This window comes from Lentzea sokolovensis, from assembly GCF_033949975.1.
In the GTDB taxonomy this organism is placed as follows: Bacteria; Actinomycetota; Actinomycetes; order Mycobacteriales; family Pseudonocardiaceae; genus Lentzea; species Lentzea sokolovensis.
The window spans coordinates 354,634-375,409 of the sequence record NZ_JAXAVU010000001.1 but is presented as its reverse complement, the minus strand read 5'-3'; the positions used below and the strand labels follow the sequence as shown (position 1 = coordinate 375,409).

Here is a 20,776-nt window from a genome sequence, read left to right as displayed (position 1 = left end):
CATGTCAGACCTCGTACAGCGCGGCCAGGCGGGGTAAGCGGACGGCCAGTTCGGCGCTGTCGTCGAAGTCGAAGTCCCAGTCCGGGTCGAGATCGGGGTAGCGGATCCGGAACGCGTCCTGCGGCAACTGCATGCCGGTGGCCTTGATGTGGGCGTTCCAGGCGATCGACAGGGCCGACTCGCACTCGAACTCCATGCCGGACTCGGCGGCCTCCACGACCGCCGGTAAGGACGCCAGCGAATCGGGGGATGCCACGACGGCGCTGTAGGTTTCCTCGCCCTGGGTGAGGAGCCAGCCGCGGAAGTAGTCGAAGCCGTCGTCCGAGCAGCCGCCGTTGATCAGGTAGGCCGCCGCCCACAGCGGGTTCTGGTACGACATGGCCAGCAGGTCCCACAGGATCTGTTGCGTCGCCACGATCTCCGCGGGCGGCCTGGCGGCCAGCAGGGCGGAGGCGGCGTCGGCCACCGCTTCGCCGTCCGACGGGTCGGAGACGCTCGCGCGGGCGTCGGCGATGAGCTTCCAGAAGGTGTTCTGATCCACGTCGGGAAGCTTGGCAGAGGGGTCTGACAATTTCGTTGCCCGACGGGTCGCGCAAACCAGCCGTGCAACTGTGTAACCGTATGTGATCGCGCGGATGGTTTCTGTCATAGGTTTCATGCCGAACAACAAGGTGTCGATTCCCTGGGGGAAACTTGAAGCTCGCAAACGTGGTGTCCGCTGTCGTTGTTGCAGTCGCGGCGCTCGGGGCATTGGGGGCGACGGCATCCGCCGCTCCCAGCGAAGACGTGGGTGTCCTGGCGTGGCGGGTCGTGGCGGGTCCGTATCCGGGCAACGACGATGGCCTCACGACCTGCCAGAGGGACGCGGTGGACTACCGGGCCGGCACCGGCAGGCCGACCGGTTGTCTCCTGGAGGCGGACAGCAACCAGTACTTCCTCTGGGCCAACTTCTGACAGACGGCCTAGGCCGGTGCGGCGGGCGCCCGCCGCACCGGCGGCTGACTTACGAGCCGGAACGTTCTAGGTTGAGACACATGATCAGGAACCTGTTTCGTTCGCTCGAGGCCGTGCACGGAATGATCTACTTCGCCCCCGAGGCGGAGTCCCGGTACGCGAGCGTCGGGCTCGACCGGCCCGGCGGGTACTTCGCGTCACGGGCAGCGGCGCTGGGACCGGTCGGGGCCGAGGTCGTGATCGCGACCTTCTACAACTTCAACCCCGAGATCGTGCGGGCGCGCATTCCCCAGGCGTGGGAGAAGGTCACGCCGGAGCGCCTGCTCGAACTGCGGTGGGAGGCGGCGGACGAGGCGCTCGCGAAGGCCCTGCCGGACGACCTGAAGGAGATCACCGAGCTGGCGAAGCGCGCTGCCGAGCGGTCGAAGGAGATGCTGAGCGGCCGCACGTTGTTCGCCGCGTACGCGCGCTTGCCGTGGCCGGACGAGCCCCGTCTGCAGCTGTTCCACGCCCAGACGTTGTTGCGCGAGTTCCGCGGCGACGGGCATCTCGCGGCCCTTCTGCGGCACAACATCACCGGCATCGAGGCGTTGGTGTTGCACGTCGCGACGGGCGACTACCCGGCCGACGTGTTGCGCAAGACGCGGGCGTGGTCCGAGGAGCAGTGGGCGGCGACGGTGGATGACCTGCAGAAGCGCGGGCTCGTCGGCGAGGACCAACTCCTCACCGACAAGGGGCGCGAGCTGCGGGACGGCATCGAGGACGACACGGACCGCATGGCCGCGCCGGCCTACGACGTCCTGTCGGACCAGGAGAAGCAGCGGTTCGTCGAGCTCGCCGCGCCGCTGAGCAAGGCCGTGGTCGACGCCGGGATGATCCCCGGCCGCCGCTAGTCGGTCCCGTCGCGGTCGGTGGACGCGAGCGCCTTCTCGGTGGCCTCGTCCTTGCCTGCCCGGTGTTTGCCGGGATGGGTCAGCGAGAAGTGCGCCTCGTCCCGCATCCGTTCGACCATGTGCGGGTAGTGCAGCTCGAACGCCGGACGCTCCGAGCGGATCCGCGGCAGCTCCTTGAAGTTGTGCCGCGGCGGGGGAGACGTCGTGGCCCACTCCAGCGAGTTGCCGTAGCCCCACGGGTCGTCCTGCGGGGCCGGGTCGCCGTAGCGGTAGGAGCGGAAGACGTTCCACACGAACGGAAGCACGGACGCGCCGAGCAGGAACGAGCTGATCGTGGAGATCGTGTTCAGCGTCGTGAAGCCGTCGGACGGGAGGTAGTCGGCGTAGCGGCGCGGCATGCCTTCGTTGCCCAGCCAGTGCTGCACGAGGAACGTGCCGTGGAACCCGATGAACGTCGTCCAGAAGTGCAGCTTGCCCAACGGCTCGTTGAGCATCCGCCCGGTCATCTTCGGGAACCAGAAGTAGATGCCGGCGTACGTGGCGAACACGATCGTGCCGAACAGCACGTAGTGGAAGTGCGCCACCACGAAGTACGTGTCGGACACGTGGAAGTCCACCGGCGGCGACGCGAGCAGCACGCCGGTGAGACCGCCGAACAGGAACGTCACGAGGAAGCCGACCGAGAACAGCATCGGCGTCTCGAACGTCAGCTGGCCCCGCCACATCGTGCCGATCCAGTTGAAGAACTTGATGCCCGTCGGCACCGCGATCAGGAACGTCATCAGCGCGAAGAACGGCAGCAGCACGGCACCCGTGGCGTACATGTGGTGCGCCCACACGGCCACGGACAGCATCGCGATCGCCAGGGTCGCGAACACCAGGCCCTTGTAGCCGAACAACGGTTTGCGGCTGAACACCGGGAAGATCTCCGTCACGATCCCGAAGAACGGCAACGCGACGATGTACACCTCGGGATGACCGAAGAACCAGAACAGGTGCTGCCACAGGATCACGCCACCGTTGGCCGGGTCGAACACGTGCGCCCCGAGGTGCCGGTCCGCCGCGAGACCCATCAGGGCCGCGGTCAGGATCGGGAACGCCAGCAGGATCAGCACGGACGTGACCAGGATGTTCCAGGTGAACACCGGCATCCGGAACATCGTCATGCCCGGCGCCCGCAGGCACACCACGGTGGTCGTCATGTTGACCGCGCCGAGGATCGTGCCCAGACCGGAGATGGCCAGACCCATGATCCACAGGTCCGCGCCGATGCCCGGCGAGTGCACGGCCGAGGACAGCGGCGTGTAGGCGAACCAGCCGAAGTCCGCCGCACCACCGGGCGTCAGGAACCCCGAGACGGTGATGATGGCGCCGAACAGGTACAGCCAGTACGAGAAGGCGTTCAGGCGCGGGAACGCGACGTCCGGCGAGCCGATCTGCAGCGGCAGGACGTAGTTCGCGAACCCGAACAGGATCGGCGTCGCGTACAGCAGCAGCATGATCGTGCCGTGCATGGTGAACAGCTGGTTGTACTGCTCGTTCGACAGGAACTGCAGGCCTGGCCGCCCCAGCTCGCCGCGCATCAGCAGCGCCATCACGCCGCCGATCATGAAGAACGCGAACGACGTGGTCAGGTACATGATCCCGATCTGCTTGGGATCTGTGGTCTTGAACAGCGAGAGGAAGTACGAACCCTTCGGCCGTGCACGCGCCGCCCCGGGGTGGGGCACCACAGGCGTGGGCTTGATCGTGGTCATCGCGCCTCCTCCGTGCCAGACGTGAATCGTCCTCCCGGTCAGACCGAGGGGCAATCCATGACGAGCACCGCACTGGTCACCGGGACCACCGGAGCGCCTACCGAAATGCCGCTGACCTGCACGTAGTAGGCGCCGGGGGCCAATTCACCGAATTTGATCGTCATCCTCTCGGAGATGGCCGGACTGCGCGATTCGACCTGTTTGCCCTGCTCGTTCAGCAGCGCCACCTTCACCGCCCGCGCGGCCGTGTCCTTCAGCTCGACGGTGACCTCCAGGTCCTCCCCGGTCAGCACGAGGTCGGGCACGGTGAGCTGAGGCTCGGTCGCCGTCACGTTGCGCGGCACGACGGCCTTCGCGGTCAGGTACGACTCCACCGCGTCCAGCACGGCGGCGTTGTCCTGCAACGACGTGTGCTGCTCCGTCACGCGGTGCAGCGTGTTCGACGACAACGCCAGCCCACGCCGTGCGCCGCCGACCATGGGCACGGTCGCGTCTCCGTACAGGTCCTCACCCTCGTACGTCCGGAAGCAGGTGACCTTGCCGTCGGCGATGCGAGCGGTGGTGGCCGTCGGCTGCTTACCGCCGAGGATCGCGTACGTCTGATCAGCGAACGAGTCGGTCAACGAGCCGTGGAACGCCATCGCGTCCGTGACCATCTTCGTGTCGAGCTCGGGCAACGAGGTCTCAGTGGTCTTGAGCAGGCCACCCGGCGACTCGATGCACGCGTACTCAGGCAGCAACTGGTGCAGCGACGGCATCGACCGCGCGAACTCCGTCAGGTCGATCGCCAACGGCCCGAGCCCCTTGCGCACGCCGTTGACCAGCTGGTCCAACGCGCTGGCGGCCCCGCGATAGGGCGTGCCCATCGTGATCAGCTTCGCGGTCCGCTCGGCCATCCCGCACTGCTCGATGCACCACCGCGCCACCAGCCCGCCCATCGAGTGGCACACGAAGCTGACCTTGGCGTCCGGCCCGATCCGGTCCAGCGCCTCGTCCACCCGCCGGGCGAGCAACGCGCCGTTGTAGCGGTTCGACAGCCGCCAGTCGTAGGCGAACAGCAGCAGGGTGCCCTTCTCGACGCTGTAGCCGAGCGAGTTCATCCTGCGCGTCACCCGGTCGTAGCCCTTCAACGGCGTCCAGATGCCCGGGATGACGTGCAGGTCCGACATCAACGCCACGGGCTCGACGCCGTCCTGAGGGTGCTCGTCGCCGATGCCGGCGGGCAGCTTCAACCGCCCCAGGCTGCGGCCGAGCGTCAGCACCGCGCGCAACGCGGCCTTGCCGGACACCTCCCAGACCATGCCGTCGGCGTTGCGCAGCGTGCTGCCGAGAATGCCGGGCAGAACCACCACCAGATCGGTCATCAGGTCTCCTCGGCGAGCTTGCGGATGAGGGAGAGCAACGCGAGGTTCGCGGGCACCAGGTAGGTCAGCTCGTGAATCCAGACCAGACGCTGGTCCGCCGCGGGCAACGCCAGGCGTTCGTCACCGGCCCGAGCGCGCGCGACCGCCTTGTACAGCGCTGCCAACGCGTGCGGTTCCAACGCCGTCACGGCCTGGGTCAACGCCTGCGGTGACGCACCGGCGGCGAGCCCGCGCAGAATCTCGGTCACGCGTGTGGGGTCTTCCACGGCGTCCAGCACGAGGTCGAGCACATCGGCGTCCTCGTCGGCCAGCAGCAGCAACGCGTGCACGGGCCGGTTGTCGCGGACGTTCTTCAGCACTTCCTTGTCCAGCAACTCCTCCCGCCGTGTGGCGAGGAGTTCGCGACGGCGCGTGGGCGTTGCGTCCATGAACTCGTCCGCGAGACTCGCGAGCAGCCACGGCCGGTAGGCGAGTGCGACGCCCTGCTGCTGCGCGGTCGCGCGGCGCGACTGGATGACCTGCGCCTCGATCAGGCTCGTTCCGTACAACGCCTCCGTGACGGCGACGTCCGCGTCCGTGGACAACAACTCGGGGTGTGCGACCAGGAGCGCGCGCTCCTCGGCGTACGACCGCGCGAACACCCACGAGCGGGCGGTCCTCAGCAACGCCCGGTCGACCGTCAGCCAGTCCGGTGTGGAATCCCACGGCCACGGGCCGGAGTCGTAGTGGCGGCGCGCGATGTCGTGCACGTCGTGCATCGCCTGCCGTGACTGACCGACGTGCGTGAGCGCCTGGCACAGCCACTTCGCCGCCGCCGGATCACCGGCTCTCGTCGCGGCCGCCCGCAGCATCAGCAGCGTGGCGAGGTGCGGGCCGTTGAACCGCGCGGTCACCCGTTCCCAGGTCTCCTCGACGATCTCGGGCTGCTTGAGCCCCGCGCAGAGCGTGTCGAGCGTGAACAACGCGGCGGCCAGCGTCGAGAGCCGGTCGGTGTTCTCCGGCAGCAGGCAGACCTCGACGGTCCGCAGCCCGGTGGCCAGCGCCTCCCTGGGCTTGTCCGCGTCCCGCTGGCGGCGCATCAGGTTGTGCAGCGCCTGGGCGTGGATCCGCGAGCCGTCGGCGAGGTCGGCGGCCTGCCGGGCGGCGTTGAGGGCCGCCTCCGTGCGGTCGACCATGCTGTACGCGACGCTCAGGCTCAGCGCCGCGTCCGCGAGCTGGGGACGGAACGCCGCGTGCCGGCCGAGCGTGCCGCTGATCTCCGCGGCCTGCCGGGTCATGCTGTCGGAGTCGGACAGCCTGCCCAGGGCCAGGTAGTCGCGGCTCAGTTCCACCAACGCGCTGACCAGGTCCGCGAGGAACACCGGGTTCGTCTGCGCGAGCGAGTAGTACAGCTCGACGGCCTGCTTCGACCGTTGCATGGCCTCATAGCGCAGGCCGGAATCGCTGCACCGGGCGGCAAGACACGTCACCGCGCGCGCAAGCGGTGCATCGGTTTCGACGGCCGCGACAGCGTCACGAGCCGTGGACAGGGCCTCCCGCCGACGGCCGAGCATCGCGTAGATCTCGCTCAGGTCTACCAAAGCGCCACTGAGGTGCGCCGCGTACGTCGGGTTGTCACCGCCGTGCGTCGTCGTCTTCGCGATGCGTTGCGCGAGCCGTTTGTGCGTAAGGCTTTCCGCTGTCGTCGGTGTCGACGCCACCAGCTCGCGGTAGCGCACGGCGGCCTCTTCGGCGGGCGCCACGGCCTGCTGGAGGCGTCCGGCGTCACGGAACCGCCGGCCGAGCTTGTTCAGCACGAAAGCCAGGTCCGCCAAGTACATCCGCAGCGTGGGAACCAAGGCGCGGAAGTGCTCGGCGGCTTCTTCGAGAGGCGCGATGGCCTCGTCGCCACGACCCCAGTGCATCAGCTCGTTCGCCGCCGTCGTCGCCGCGAGTGCGATGTCCGGCAACAACATCCGGTTCATCCCCGCGAGATCCCGCAGCCCGTCCAACGCCCGCGTTCCGGCGTGCCCGCAGTGCCGCCACGCGTACTTCCACAGATATCCCGGCACGTTCGGCGGTACGCCGGCCTCCATGCGCTGGCGATAGAGCTCGATGAGCGCACAGGCCACCTTCTCCGCGCCTGGTGCGAACACCACGTCCCGGCTCGGCGCGAACTGCGGCCGCAGGTGGTCCGCGAACGTCTGGTGCGTCAGCTTGAAGACCGCTGTGCCCTCCTCGCCGTCCTGCACGACGTGACGGCCCAGTTCGGTGAGCACGGCGGTGATGTCGTCACGGGTGAACTGCTCGCCGGACAACGCCTGCGCGACCGCCATCCACTCGGCCTCGGGGAACCCCGCGCCGTAGCTCCACGTCAACGCGGTCAGCAGCGCACGGGCTGAGGACACCTTCGCGAGTTCACGGTCGAACGCGGCCTCCAGCGAGAACCGGAGGTCGCCACCGCCGTCGGCCAGCACCTGGTCGGTGATCATCCACGCGGTCAGGAACGGCAGCTTCGCCAGTTCATCCACAGTGGACTGCGGTGCGCCGGATCCCAGGCGTGCCAGGACGTAGTCGCGCACGTCGGTCTCGCTGCCCGCCTCGTCGAGGTCGAGCACCTCGACCGGCGACAGCTCGGTCAGCAGGGGAGCGCCACCCGCGACCCGCTGCGCCTGCCGCGTCGAGACGATCACGACGGCGTAGGCCGCGAGCTTGGTCAGCAGCGAGGTGGCGATCGAGAACGACTCGCCGCGCGCCTCGTCCAGGCCGTCGACCACCAGCACCGGAGGTGTGCTCAACGCGCTGACCACGCCCACCAGTTCGGCGGCGCCCCGGCGCGGGCCGTCGGGCGCGGGGATCAGGCCCGCGGCGACGAGTTGACGGCTGAGCAGGTCGGCGACGCGGTCGGCGTCCATCGCGCGGGCGTGCACGGCCGCGTCGACCGACTCGGGACCGGGGTCGGCGTGCCGGAACGACGGCCCGGTGGTGAGCAGGAGGTCGCGCTCGGCCGAGTTGGACAGGCTGACAACTCGGCCGACGACCGCGGACTTGCCCGTGCCCGGCGACCCGGTGACCACCCGCAGGCCGGCCACCCCGGACTTCACCCAGCTCACGACCTTGTCGACCTGGGCGGTGCGGCCGGTGAACCACGACCGGTTGGTCGTGGAGTCACCACCGCGGGCCGCGAGCAGAAGGTGCTTCACGACCGTGTTCGCGGCGTAGAGAGGGTTCGGCAGCATCGGCTGTGCGGACCCGTACTGCATGAAGCGCGGCCGTTGGATGTCGCTGTCCCACGCGTTCAGCAGCGCCGTACCGACCGCGCCGCCGTCGATCAACGCGATGCGGTCGCTCCACCGCCGTGCGTCCTCATCGGCCGTGGGACCGGCACGCAGCAGCTTGCGGAGCTTGCCGCCGAACAGGCCGTCACGGGCCGTTTCGACGCTCGAACACGACACCAGCACGCCCGCCCAGTGCACCTGACCGGCCAGCAGCTCCTCCTGCACTGCCGCGACCGTGCGGACGGCCTCGTCGAGCTGGGCGCCCGAGTAGCAGGCGTCGATGATGATGAGCACCTGGTGCGCGCCCGACGCGGCGCACCACAGCGCGAACTCGTGCAGCATGACGCCGTCGACCGCGCCGTCGTTGTCCCTGGCCAGGAGCCTGAGGTTGCCGGCGACGGGGATGGCGTGCCCGCTCCACAGCGCCACCAGCGCGCCGCCGTCCTGCGGCGTGGTGCGCAGCGCCTTCATGTGCGCGCGGATGTCGGCCTCGGTCGGGTCGGCCAGCGGTTCGCCCTCGTAACCCTTGAGCAGGGCGCGCAGCTCCCGCACGTCGCTCACGGCGTGCTGCAGCGGCTGCACCAGCTCGTAGGAGCCGACGCCGATGCCGACGAACCTTCCTCTGACCCTCTCCTGCATGCCTCACTACCCCCTGTCCACACGTCGTCGTGCGGCAGAAGGTGTTACGCCGGTTAACTCACACGGACTACTCCGGCGAATCCTTCGGCAACTCGAGGTTCGTGTTCTTCTCCAGGAACCTCAGGAGCTCCACCGGGAACGGCAGCACCAGCGTCGAGTTCTTCTCCGCCGCCACCTCCACAATGGTCTGCAGCAACCGCAGCTGAAGCGCGCCGGGCGTCGCCTCCATGGTCCCGGCGGCCTCGGAGAGCTTCTTCGACGCCTGCAGCTCACCGTCCGCGGTGATGATCCGGGCGCGGCGCTCCCGTTCGGCCTCGGCCTGCCGCGACATCGAGCGCTTCATGCTCTCCGGCAGCGCCACGTCCTTGATCTCGACGCGGTCGATGTCGATGCCCCACTCCAGCGCGGGCGTGTCGATCATCAGCTCCAGGCCCTGGTTGAGGCGCTCGCGGTTGGACAGCAGGTCGTCGAGCTCGCTCTTGCCGATGATCGACCTGAGCGAGGCCTGCGCGACCTGCTGCATCGCGAACCGGTAGTCCTCGATGTTGATGATGGCCTTCGCCGCGTCCTGCACCTTGAAGTAGATGACGGCATCCACGCGCACGGTGACGTTGTCGCGCGTGATGCCGTCCTGGGCCGGCACGGGCAGGGTGACGATCTGGAGGTTGACCTTCCTGAGTTGGTCGACCCCGGGAACCAGCATCGTCAGCCCCGGCCCGCGCACGCCCTCGCGGAGCTTGCCGAACCGGAACACCAGTCCCTGTTCGAACTGTTTGATCACCCTCGCGCTCATCGCGAGGCCGAGGCCTCCGAGCACGACGAGACCACCGAGGATTTCGAAGAAGATCATGAGACCCCGCCTTTCATCGGCGAATGCCCTTGATCTCCAACGGTACGCCTCAAACGCAGCTGAGCACGGGGTTCGCCCAGTCGGAGTGGTCGTTGGCGTTGCCATCACCCCCGTCTGCGACCCGGAACGTCAGCACCGTTGCTCCAGAAGTGTCGACGTTGATCGGAACGGCCGCGCTTTGTCCTGTCAGCGTTGGGCTTTGGTAGGCGGACACCCCGTCCTTCAACACCTCGAACCGGACGGTGCCGCCGCCGTTCGTCTCGTCGTCGACACCGATCGTGGCGGTGAGCGTCGAGCACTTGCCGCCGGTGTAGATCTGGAACTCCGAGTCGGCGTGCGTGCCGACGCCCTTGTCGAACCGCGCGCCCCGGATGCTCATCGGGTTGCCGTCACCGCCCGAGTTCTCGCCGTTGCTGCGGTCGCGTTCGATCGGGCCCCAGCCGTTGCGCTCGTTCAGGAACTCCAGCGCGGACACCTCGGTCTCGCCCTGGGGTGGACGCGGGGTGGCGGTGAAGTCCTTGGTGATCGTGCTCGTCGCCTTGCCCGTGGTGATCTCCGCGAAGACCGGGCGGGTGCCGGTCTCCCCGCCCTCGCGCTTGATCGTCACCTTCGCGGAACCGCTGGAGAGGTCGGCGGTGCTCGGAGTGACGGTCCAGTTGTCCGGCGCGGTCAGCCTGGCCGTGGTCGTGCCGGGGCAGGGCTTCGTCACGACCAGTTCCGCCTCGACCTGCTCACCCGGTTCGAGAACGGTGTCGGCGGCGTTGAGTTGCGCGGTGGGCGCGCAGTCGACGTTGCGGCCGAGCTTGCCCGTCGCGGCCTCCACAGGCGTGAGCGGGCGCAGCAGCACGGAGTACGCGTACTCGTTGCCCGCCTCCACCTGATACTGCGGCAACGGCTCGTGGAACGTCTCGCTGACACCCGTCACGCGATGCGCCGCGTGCAGGGTGGTCCAGCCGTCGTTCTTCTTGAGCGCGAACGGGTACGCGGCGCGGTCGAGGTCGTCGTACCGCGAGACCCGGACGTCCAGGTCGCCCGCGACGAGCAGGCCCGCGCGGCCGTTGGACAGCGTCGCCCAGCGCGTGTCCGCGTGGTTGCCGAAGTCCTGCGGCTTGTAGTAGTCGTTGAACTCGCGGTCCACAGTGGACTGGTGGACGCCGACCGGGTTGCCCGCCTTGCGGTCGTCGTAGTTCTCGCCGGGACCGCGGCCGTACCAGGTGAACCTGCTGTAGTCGTCGGGAACCTTGAGCGTGAAGCCGATGCCGGGCAGGTAGCTCAGGTCGCGCATGCGGTCCTGGGCGGCGACCCGGTGGCCGACGGCGATCTCGCCGTCGCCCGTGATCCGGTAGGTGAAGGTCTGGCCGAACGACGCGGTGGCCACGGCCTGGGCGGTGGACTTGGCCGTGATGACCGTGTCGGCGGCGTTCTGGGCGACCGTGACGCTCGACGGTGTGGTCTTGAGGCGGTCGAGACCGTTGCGGTACCAGGAACCGTCCTCGCTCATGAACTCGTTCGACAGCGGGGCGCGCCACGCGTCCAGCTCCGGACCGGTCTTGAGCAGTTCGGTGCCCCGCACGCGCATCGACGTGAGCGTGCCGGACCTCTTGCTGACGACGTACCGGAAGTCCTTGCCGGACACCACGATCTCGTCGTCGTTCTGGGTCGTCGTGAGCTTGCCGGGTGTTCCCGGCGTGTGCAGACCGGCGATCTGCGTGCCGCCCAGCGGGAACTGGGCGATGCCGACGTCGTCGCCCCGCCGATCGGTGGCGCGGACGGTCAGCCAGCGTTCGGTTTCGGATGTGAAGTCGGGCAACGGGATCGTGCCGGGTTGCAGCCTGCCGCGGTGCTCGGCGATCGTGCGGCCGTTGTCCTGGACCTGCCAGCGCAGTTCGAGGTCGTCGGTGCCGGTGAACTGGCGTTCGCTGACGGTCGTGAGCTTGTTGTCCGCGAAGGAGAAGCGGATGGGGGAGTGGACGGCCATCAGTTCGGTGGTCTCCGGCTGCGGTCGGCGGTCCGACCACACCACGCCGTCGACGCCACCGGTTCCCGCGCCGTAGGACTGCTGGCGGCCCTTGTCCTCCAGCTTCTCGAAGTCGAGCGCCAGCACGGCGGTCTTCTTCGGGTCCTGAGCCAGCTCGGTGTCCGTCAGAGCGCGGTGGTAGATCCGGACCTGGTCGACCGAGCCGTGCGCCATGCGGGTGCCGACGTTCTCCTGCATGGTCTCGGCGTTGCGGCCGATGTTGACCGGCCAGTGCGACCAGTCGATCGCGCCGCTGTGGTCGGCGGTGGAGACCTCGCGGCCGTCGATCAGCAGTCGTAGCTTCGAGCCGTCGAACGTGCCGGTGACGCGGTGCCAGTTGCCGTAGAAGTCCGCCGGGACCGTGGCCCTGACCGTGCGCCAGGTGCCGCTGTGTACGAAGAACTCCAGCGTCGTGGCGTCGGACATCTTCAGCGCGTACTGGTGGTCGCCCTTGGAGATGACGGTGAAGTCGCCGGTCCAGGTGTCGGGCTTGATCCAGGCGTCGAGGGTGAGGCCGGTGGTGACTTCGTCGAGCTTGCGGTCGCGATAGACCTCCACGAAGTCGTCGAGTCCGCTGAGTTGCAACGCTTTGCCGTGTGGTCCGTCCACCTGGGACGGCTTGCCGGACAGGTAGGAGAGGATGCCGCTGGCGTCGTCGGGCGTGGTGTGGAGCGGGAGAGCGATGTTCTGCTCGGCCCAGTCCCAGATGAACCCGCCCTGCATCTGCGGATAGGCGCGCACGACGTCCCAGAACTCCTTGAAGTTGCCGAGGCTGTTGCCCATCGCGTGCGCGTACTCGCCCATGATGATCGGCTTGGTCGTGGTCTTCGCCTTGGCTTCGAGGCTCGCGGGCGACGGGTAGCGCGGGCCGGCCACGTCCGCGAACGGAGCGTCACCGTCCGGCACGTTCGGCTGGTGGTAGAGCGGACGGGTGTCGTGCTTCCGCGCGTACTCGGCCATCGTGTAGTGCGCCTTGCCGAGCCCCGCCTCGTTGCCTGTGTCCCACATGACCACGCTCGGGTGGTTCTTGTCGCGCTGCATCATGGCGGTGAACCGGTCCTGGAACGCGTCCTGCCACTCCGGGCGTTCGGCGAGGCAGTTGTTCGGGCAGCCGTCGTGGTGGTGGGTCTCGATGTCGACCTCGTCAGCGATCATCAGGCCGTTGCGGTCCGCGAGCTCGTAGAAGTACGGGTCGCTCGGGTAGTGCGAGGTCCGCACGGCGTTGATGTTGAACCGCTTCATCAGCTGGACGTCTTTGTCCTGGTCAGCGTGGGTGACGTAACGGCTGCCGTGCACGCTGGTCTCGGCCCGGTTGGTGCCGCGGAACAGGACGCGCTTGCCGTTGATCTTGAACTGCCGGTCGATGATCTCGATCTCGCGGAACCCGACCGGCTGCTTGCCGGTCTGGATCACGCGGCCGTCCTTGAGCAGTTCGACGCGGAGTTCGTAGACGTTCGGGGTCTCGTCGGTCCACTTCAGCGGGTTCGCGACCTTGCCGTCCTGGACGGTGACCTCACGGCCTTGCGGGTCGAAGAGCCTGGTCCGGACGGTGTGACCATCCTGAGGACCGCCGATCTTGACGTCCGCGCTGATCGTGGCGTCGCGGTACCGGTCGTCCAGATCGGTTTTGATCGTGACGTCCTGGAGGTAGGTCCTCGGCGTCGAGTAGAGCCAGACCTCGCGGAAGATGCCCGAGAACCGCCACTGGTCGTAGTCCTCCAGGTGGGAGCCGGAGCCCCAGCGGTGGACCTGGACCCTGATCGTGTTGCGGCCGGGCTTGAGCCTGCTGGTGAGATCGAACTCGGCGGGCGTGTAGCCGCCCTGGTCGTAGCCGACGTACGTACCGTTGATCCAGACGAAGTATCCGCTGGTCACGCCCTCGAAGCGGACCAGCGTGCGGTCCCAGTTCGCCGGCAGGTCGAACGTCTTCTCGTAGACGCCGGTGGGGTTGACGTCGTGCGGGATGGCCGGCGGGTCGTCCGGGTACATCTCGGTGGGAATGTTGCGGAACATCGGGTGGTCGAGGAAGTCGGTCTGCCACGTGTGGGGGACTGTGACCGTGCGCCATCCGTCGGGCGTGTCTCTGACGTCCTGCGGCCTGTCGAACATCCGGATGCGCCACTCGCCGTTGAGGCTGAGCCTGCGCTCGGGTTTCAGATCCGGGTGCGGAGGTTCCTGGTTCTCCCCGGTCATTCTGGGATTCTCCAGATATGCCAAGGCATCCAGGGGTTCGGCCTGCGCGGTTGCGGGGGCCAGTGAGAGCGCTACCACCGTGGCTACGACGACACGAAGCATGCCTTCGGAAGCTAGGGGCGGCGTGAGGACGGCGTCAACGAATGTCCGCTCTTTCTGTCCGAACGGATCGAGCGCGCACGTCTCAGCACCCGGAAATCACGCTCTGCTCCGCAGCACGCGTTAGTGTCGGATACATGCAGACCTGGTCATCAATTCCTGTGCCGCGGGTTCCGGGGGACCCCCGCCCGCTGCGGCTGTTCGACACGGCTACGGGCGAGGTTCGCCCCACGGCTCCAGGAGACACCGCCAGGTTGTACGTCTGCGGGATCACGCCGTACGACGCGACGCACCTCGGCCACGCCGCCACCTATCTCGCGTTCGACCTCGTGCACCGCGTGTGGCTCGACAACGGCCACAACGTGCACTACGTCCAGAACGTCACCGACGTAGACGATCCGCTTCTGGAGCGGGCGCTGCGGGACAAGGACGACTGGGAGGTGCTCGCGATGCGCGAGACCGCCCTGTTCCGCGAGGACATGGAGGCGCTGCGCGTCCTGCCGCCGCAGGACTACGTCGGCGTCGTCGAGGCGGTCCCCGAGATCGTCGAGGTGGTCGCGAAGCTGCTCGCCGACGGCCACGCCTACCGTGCGGACGACTCCGAGTACCCGGACATCTACTTCTCGCACAACGCCACGGGCCGTTTCGGCTACGAGTCGAACTACTCCGCCGAGGAGATGCTCCGGCTGTTCGCCGAACGCGGCGGCGACCCGGACCGTCCCGGCAAGCGCCACCCGCTCGACGCCCTGCTCTGGCGCATGAAGCGCCCCGGCGAGCCCGCGTGGGAGTCCGAACTGGGTGAGGGCCGCCCCGGCTGGCACATCGAGTGCAGCGCCATCGCCCACAACCGCCTCGGCGCCGGTTTCGACGTCCAGGGCGGTGGCTCCGACCTGATCTTCCCGCACCACGAGTACTCCGCGGCGCACGCCGAGGCCCAGACCGGCCAGCACCCGTTCGCGCGGCACTACGTGCACGCGGGCATGATCGGCCTCGACGGCGAGAAGATGTCGAAGTCGCGCGGCAACCTGGTCTTCGTCTCGAAGCTGCGCTCGCAGAAGGTCGACCCGAACGCCGTCCGCCTGGCCCTGCTCTCCGGCCACTACCGCGAAGACCGCCCGTGGTCGCAGGAACTGCTGGACACGGCACTGGCGCGGCTCGACAGGTGGCGCCAGGCCGCCGGCCGCGACACCGGACCGTCCGCTGTGGACACCGTGACGCGGCTGCGCGACCACCTGGGCAACGACCTCGACACGCCTCGCGCGCTGGCCGCGATCGACGCGTGGGCCGACGAGGCGTTGACGCACGGCGGGACGGACAAGCACGGGCCGTCGCAGATCCGTGACGCGGTGGACGCGCTTCTGGGCGTGGACCTCTAACCGGCAGTCCATGTTGTGGCGCTGCTCAGTCGCAGCGCCACAATGGACCGGTGATGGAGTCGGCACGGCGCGACCTCGCGCGCACGCGGGAGTCGGCGGCGGCGTGGCAGGAACTGCGCTACGAGAGCACCAACGACGGCGACGACGTGAACGAGGTACGGCGCGCCAAGGTCCTCTGGGCGTTGCAGTACGACCGACGGCCCGAAGACCTGCCGCTGCTGCGGTTCCTGGCCGAGCAGGAGGCGTTGTGCCGCCGCAACGCGCCGTTCCAGGGCATCGGCGAACAGGTCCAGCTGGCCGGCTTTCTGCTGGCCGCGCACGGGCAGGTCGAGGACGTGTGGCGGCAGCACGCGATCAAGCGCGCCAACTTCGACACCTGGTGCGGCTACGATCAGGAGCACGTCTTCGCCGCCGGCGCCGAGGCCACGGTCGCGCACGTGCGGGCGAGCGACCACCCCGATCGGGACGAGGTGCTGGAGTTCCTCCTCGACCGGGACGTGGACGACGAGGACGTGCGGGAATGGCTTGAAGGCCGCCGCGAGTGGTTCCCGAACGACCCCGGTGACGAGGACCCGCTGACGTGGGTCCAGCGCGCGAAGCTGGCGGGGGAGCGGGAGCTGGCCCGTGCCGAACTGGACCGGTGGGCGCTGGGCCGTTCGAGGGACATCGGCACGTTGACCCAGTTGCGCTACGAGCTGGCCGATCTGGGGGACTTCGCGGAGGCGGCGCGGACCCAGCGGGAGGCCCTCGCCTTCGCTGACGGTGACTGGAATCGCGCAGTCGGGTGGTGCGTCCTCGCGGAACTCGAACGCCAGGCCGGGGATCACGGCTCCGCCTGGGACGCGTTGCGGGAGTGCGGGGCCGCCTTGGGAGGTGTGGCGGACTGGCGGGAGGTCGGGCTCGGGCGCGATTTCGTGAAGGAGCTGTACCTGCTCGCCGGGGTCGCGGAGATCGGGCTCGCCCGTGAGGTGTTCGCCGAGGCGCAGCGGCAGGCGCGGGACGTGCCGGGGCTGCCTCCGGTCGTGCTGCAGGCCGCGGCCGACGCGGCGGAACGCTGCGAATAGAGGAAACCGCCCCCGAGGCGGAAGCACCGGGGGCGGTCTCGTTCAGCGGTTACAGCTGGTCTGCTCAGACGTCGAGCGTCCAGTTGTTCAACGTGCCGGAGTCCAGGAACGCCGCGTCGCGCACGCGCAGCGTCCAGGTGCCGTTGGCAGCCTCACCGGAGAGGTTCTTGGTGTAGGTCTCGTTGATGTTGTCGGCCGAGCCGCCGGACCGGTTGTGCAGGTTGACGACCGTGCCGTCGGGCGCGACCAGGTCGACCACGAGGTCGCCCTTGTAGGTGTGCGTGATCGAGACCTTGATCGACGACGTGGCCGACGCGTTGCCCGCGCAGCCGGAGACGACGATCGTGCTGGTCACCGTGGCCTGGTCCGGGATCGCGACCGGGGTCGAGTTCGTCCGGGCGTCACAGCTGCCGCCGACCGCGTTGACGACCCACGAGAAGGTCGCCGTGGCGGTCTTGTTCGCGGCATCGGTCACCGTGGCGGTGACGGTCGAGGTGCCCGCCGTGGTCGGGGTGCCGGAGATCGCGCCGGAGGCGGACGCCGACAGACCGGCCGGGAGGCCGCTCACGGACCAGGTGTACGGCGCGGTGCCGCCGCTGGCCGAGAGCTGCAACGACGCCGCCGTGCCGACCGTGGAGGTCTGCGTGCCGGGGTTCGTCACCGAGGGGTCGCCCGGCTGGCCGCCGCCGAAGAGCGTGTAGAGCAGCTTGTTCGGCGTGTTGGCGCCGACGTTGGTGATCTTGTTGGGCGTGGAGGCGGCGTTCAGGCCGTTCCACACGGCGGCAGGCGAGTCGGTGGGGTGCGTGGCGAGCCACAGGGCTGCCGCGCCCGCGACGTGCGGGGTGGCCATCGACGTGCCGGAGATGTTGTTCGTGGCGGTGTCGTTGGTGTTCCACGCCGACACGATGTTCGAGCCCGGAGCGTAGATGTCCGTGCAGGAGCCGTAGTTCGAGAACGACGACCGCGCGTCGGTGTTCGTCGACGAGTTGACCGTGATGGCCTCGGTGACGCGTGCGGGCGAGGTGCTGCAGGCGTCGGTGTTCGAGTTGCCGGAGGCGATGGCGTAGGTGATGCCGGCCGCGATGGACCGGCGCACGGCCGCGTCCAGGGTGGCGTCGGCGCCGCCGCCGAGCGACATGTTGGCGACAGCGGGCTTGACCGCGTTCGCCGTCACCCAGTCGATACCGCCGACGACACCGGCGGTGGTGCCGGAGCCGGAGCAGTTCAGCACCTTGACGGCGACGACCTTGGCGGCCTTCGCGAGGCCGTACTGGGAGCCCGCGACGGTGCCGGCGACGTGTGTGCCGTGGCCGTTGCAGTCGGTGTTGTTGCCGTCTCCGGAGGTGTTGGTGCCCCACGTGGCGCGGCCACCGAACGTGGAGTGCGTCGTGCGCACACCCGTGTCGATGATGTACGCGGTCACGTTGGCCGCCGTGGTGTCGTACTGGTAGCTGTTGCTCAGAGGCAGGTCGCGCTGGTCAACGCGGTCCTGACCCCACGACGGCGGGTTCTGCTGGACGTCGAGCGCGTGCACCTCGGCGTCCTGCTGGACGAACGCGACCTTCGGGTCCGCGGCGAGCTTGGCGGCCTGCTTGGCCGTCATCTTCACCGAGAAGCCGTTGAGCGCGTGCTGCCAGACCTGACCGACCTGGCCGCCGTACTTGTCCGCCAAGCCCGGTGCGGCGGCCCTCGACGCCGTGTCGGCCTTGAGCGAGACGATGTAGCTGTCCTTCACGACATCGGCGCGGTCGGTGCCGAGAATCGTCCCCACGTTTTCTTGAGCTGATGCGGCGGGCACCACGGCTGCGGCCAGACATACGGCGGCAGCGGCAGCGAGTCCCGTACCCAAGACTCTTCGCATTGCAGGGTTCTCCCTCGTGCAGGGAACAGGGTGACCAGCACGCTAGCCCTAAACCGCAGGTCAGAGGGATACGCCGACGAGTGCGAACTGTTGACAGATTTGACATTTCGTGTCAAAGCGACAGTTGCGGACAGTCACGGAAATAGGCCGAGAGAACGCATTTGGTTTCCCTATATCAACCCGAACGCCGCGAGGTCCACCCCTCGATCGACCCTACCGTCCGGTAGACACGCCGAAGTAGCGTCGCCCAGACGGAGGAACGAACTGATCGGGCAGTTCGCCGCCTGGGGACGCCATTCATCCGGTGTCGTACGCGCTGTGTTGCAGCACAGCTGATCTCCTCATCGCGGTTGCCCGGTCCGGCGTTACACCGGCCCTGCACAAAACCGAAGACCAAGGAGAATTGCCTATGAAGCGCATGGCTGTCGCAGCTGTGGCCGTGTTGGCGGGTGCTCTCGCGACGACGGTCTCCCCTGCCGCCGTCGCCGCCGAGGGACCGTCCGCCGACCTGCTCGCCGCGATGCAGCGCGACCTCGGACTGGACGCCCAGCAGGCGGCGGAGAGGCTGCGCCAGGAGAGCGCGGCCGCGGTCCTGCAGCGGGTCGCGGAGGGTTTCGCCGGCGAGAGCTACGGCGGCGCGTGGTTCGACGCGGCCACCGGCAAGCTCGTCGTGGGCGTGACCGACGCGGCCAAGACCGACCGGCTCCGCAAGCTCGGCGCGGAGCCCCGCACGGTCGCGCACAAGGCGAGTGACCTCGACGCGGCCAAGGCGAAGCTGGACGCGGCGCAGGCTCCGGCCGAGGTCACCGGCTGGTTCGTCGACACGAAGGCGAACGCGGTCACGATCACCGTCAAGCGCGGCCAGACCCAGGCGGCGCAGACGCTGGTGGAGAAGGCGGGCGCGGTCGCGAAGGTCGTCGAGACCGACGAGGCCCCGCGGTTGTTCAAGGACACCCGTGGTGGCGACGCCTACTACATCAACAACGCCGGACGCTGCTCCGTCGGCTTCGCGGTCGCGGGCGGCTTCGTCTCCGCCGGGCACTGCGGGTCGCCCGGCGACACGGTGACCGGCGTCGACAAGACGGCGATGGGCGAGTTCGAGAAGTCGTCCTTCCCCGGCAACGACTACTCGTTCGTCAAGACCAACTCGTCCTGGACGTCGACGGCCAAGGTGAACCACTACGGCGGCGCCGACGTCATCGTGTCCGGTCACACCGAGTCCGCGGTCGGCGCCTCGATCTGCCGTTCCGGCTCGACCACGGGCTGGCACTGCGGCGAGGTCCAGGCCAAGAGCCAGACCGTGAACTACCAGGAGGGCTCGGTCAGCGGCCTCACGCGCACGAACGTGTGCGCGGAGCCCGGTGACTCGGGTGGCTCGTGGGTCAGCGGCACGCAGGCGCAGGGCGTCACCTCCGGTGGCTCCGGCGACTGCACCAGCGGCGGCACGACCTACTACCAGCCGGTCAACGAGATCCTCGAGACCTACGGTCTGACGCTCACCACGGGCTGAAACAAATGAGGTGAGGGGGAGCTTCCGATGGTGGAAGCTCCCCCTCATCGCGTTTCGGCAGGGGGACAGGGCTTGGAACTGGAGATCGTCGTCAGACCGCGCGACGAGGACGTCGGCTCGAAGCTGGACGAGGCGCCGGGCTGGCCCGACTACGCGCGCGAGCTGCGCGAGGTGTTCCGAGTCGCGGTCGAGGCGAGCGGTGCCGGCGCGCTGGAGGTCAGCGGGCTGATGGTGCACGAGCCGTTGCCCGACCGGCTCTCGTGGTTGCGCGAGGGGATCAGCATTGCCGCGGCCGAGGTCGCCGACCTCTACACGGAGACCGTGGGGCGTGGGTCCAGCCCGCTCTTCTGCCTGGCGAGCGACGTTCTGCGGATCGAGCTCTGCTGGGACGGCTGGGTGTTCCTGCCGACGACGCAAGAGGTGTACGACGCGTTGGACGACCTGCCGGAGGAGCACCTGGAGATCGGGTGGCGGCCGAGCCGGCCCGACCCGGAGCCGGACGGCGTGGTCGAGTTCTCGGCGGACGAGGACTTCTGGGCTCAGGTGCGTCTCGCGGCGCGGCACAAGACGACGCTGCTGGGCGAGCGGTGGGCGTCCGGCACGTGCGGCACCCGGTGGTTCCTGCTGAGCCCGGAGAACGTCGACGACGTGATCGCGGCGGTGGAGCCGGGATCGCTCATCAGCGTCGCGGTCGACCCTGATCTGCGGGTTCGCCTGGTGGACAGGAGTTTCACCGCGTTCACCGCGCCGCTTGGGCCGGGTGAACTGGTCTACCGCGAGGTGTGGTTCGGTGTCGACGACGACGCCGAACTCGCCGAGGTGACCGGTGCCGGGTTCGACCTCTTCCTCTCCGACGCCGCGCTGGCCGAGCTGTACGCGGTGGTGCCGGACGCGGACGGCGTCGCGCGCAGGCGGTGGGACGACCCGAAGCAGGTGCTCTGA

The 20,776-nt window shown here is 68.6% G+C and carries 13 protein-coding genes; 6 read left to right on the top strand and 7 right to left on the bottom strand.

Annotation, left to right across the window (positions count from 1 at the left end; all coding sequences use genetic code 11):
* Positions 1 to 4 precede the first annotated feature (4 nt).
* Positions 5 to 541, bottom strand: coding sequence for a DUF4240 domain-containing protein (locus SK854_RS01740; protein WP_319973159.1), 537 nt, complete (start codon positions 539 to 541; stop codon positions 5 to 7).
* Positions 542 to 693: 152 nt separating this feature from the next.
* Between SK854_RS01740 and SK854_RS01735 the strand changes: the two genes are divergently transcribed.
* Together SK854_RS01735 and SK854_RS01730 are read left to right on the top strand one after the other, a co-directional pair.
* On the top strand, positions 694 to 954 hold the full coding sequence (locus SK854_RS01735) for a hypothetical protein (RefSeq protein WP_319973158.1): 261 nt from the start codon (positions 694 to 696) through the stop codon (positions 952 to 954).
* Positions 955 to 1,034: 80 nt separating this feature from the next.
* On the top strand, positions 1,035 to 1,847 hold the full coding sequence (locus SK854_RS01730) for an SCO6745 family protein (protein WP_319973157.1): 813 nt from the start codon (positions 1,035 to 1,037) through the stop codon (positions 1,845 to 1,847).
* Here SK854_RS01730 and ctaD read toward each other — a convergent pair.
* The 5 genes from ctaD to SK854_RS01705 all read right to left on the bottom strand — a co-directional run bounded on the left by ctaD (position 1,844) and on the right by SK854_RS01705 (position 13,924).
* Positions 1,844 to 3,604: an aa3-type cytochrome oxidase subunit I gene (gene ctaD / locus SK854_RS01725; protein ID WP_319973156.1), complete on the bottom strand. Its 1,761-nt coding sequence runs from the start codon at positions 3,602 to 3,604 to the stop codon at positions 1,844 to 1,846. The two genes, SK854_RS01730 and ctaD, sit on opposite strands and share 4 nt — an antisense overlap.
* A 38-nt stretch (positions 3,605 to 3,642) precedes the next feature.
* Positions 3,643 to 4,968, bottom strand: coding sequence for an esterase/lipase family protein (locus SK854_RS01720; protein WP_319973155.1), 1,326 nt, complete (start codon positions 4,966 to 4,968; stop codon positions 3,643 to 3,645).
* The gene (locus tag SK854_RS01715) at positions 4,968 to 8,864 is read right to left on the bottom strand and encodes an AAA family ATPase (RefSeq protein WP_319973154.1); all 3,897 of its coding nucleotides are present in this window, start codon (positions 8,862 to 8,864) and stop codon (positions 4,968 to 4,970) included. Before SK854_RS01715 ends, SK854_RS01720 begins: the two co-directional genes overlap by 1 nt.
* Before the next feature lie 67 nt (positions 8,865 to 8,931).
* Positions 8,932 to 9,711, bottom strand: coding sequence for a slipin family protein (locus SK854_RS01710; protein WP_093588540.1), 780 nt, complete (start codon positions 9,709 to 9,711; stop codon positions 8,932 to 8,934).
* Between the two features lie 52 nt (positions 9,712 to 9,763).
* Positions 9,764 to 13,924 (bottom strand): glycoside hydrolase family 2 TIM barrel-domain containing protein, encoded by a 4,161-nt coding sequence (locus tag SK854_RS01705; RefSeq protein ID WP_319973153.1) that lies wholly within the window; start codon positions 13,922 to 13,924, stop codon positions 9,764 to 9,766.
* 236 nt (positions 13,925 to 14,160) lie between these two features.
* On the opposite strand from SK854_RS01705, the gene mshC reads away from it, so the two are divergent.
* Both mshC and SK854_RS01695 read left to right on the top strand, forming a co-directional pair.
* The gene (gene mshC / locus SK854_RS01700) at positions 14,161 to 15,399 is read left to right on the top strand and encodes a cysteine--1-D-myo-inosityl 2-amino-2-deoxy-alpha-D-glucopyranoside ligase (RefSeq protein ID WP_319973152.1); all 1,239 of its coding nucleotides are present in this window, start codon (positions 14,161 to 14,163) and stop codon (positions 15,397 to 15,399) included.
* A 50-nt stretch (positions 15,400 to 15,449) separates the two neighbouring features.
* On the top strand, positions 15,450 to 16,463 hold the full coding sequence (locus SK854_RS01695) for a hypothetical protein (RefSeq protein ID WP_319973151.1): 1,014 nt from the start codon (positions 15,450 to 15,452) through the stop codon (positions 16,461 to 16,463).
* A 64-nt stretch (positions 16,464 to 16,527) separates the two neighbouring features.
* Here SK854_RS01695 and SK854_RS01690 read toward each other — a convergent pair whose 3' ends face one another.
* On the bottom strand, positions 16,528 to 18,234 hold the full coding sequence (locus tag SK854_RS01690; protein ID WP_319973150.1) for a S8 family peptidase: 1,707 nt from the start codon (positions 18,232 to 18,234) through the stop codon (positions 16,528 to 16,530).
* A gap of 499 nt (positions 18,235 to 18,733) precedes the next feature.
* On the opposite strand from SK854_RS01690, the gene SK854_RS01685 reads away from it, so the two are divergent.
* On the top strand, positions 18,734 to 19,834 hold the full coding sequence (locus tag SK854_RS01685) for a S1 family peptidase (protein WP_319973149.1): 1,101 nt from the start codon (positions 18,734 to 18,736) through the stop codon (positions 19,832 to 19,834).
* 72 nt (positions 19,835 to 19,906) lie between these two features.
* Positions 19,907 to 20,776 carry a hypothetical protein gene (locus SK854_RS01680; RefSeq protein WP_319973148.1) on the top strand — a complete coding sequence of 290 codons (870 nt, stop codon included), beginning with the start codon at positions 19,907 to 19,909 and terminating at the stop codon, positions 20,774 to 20,776.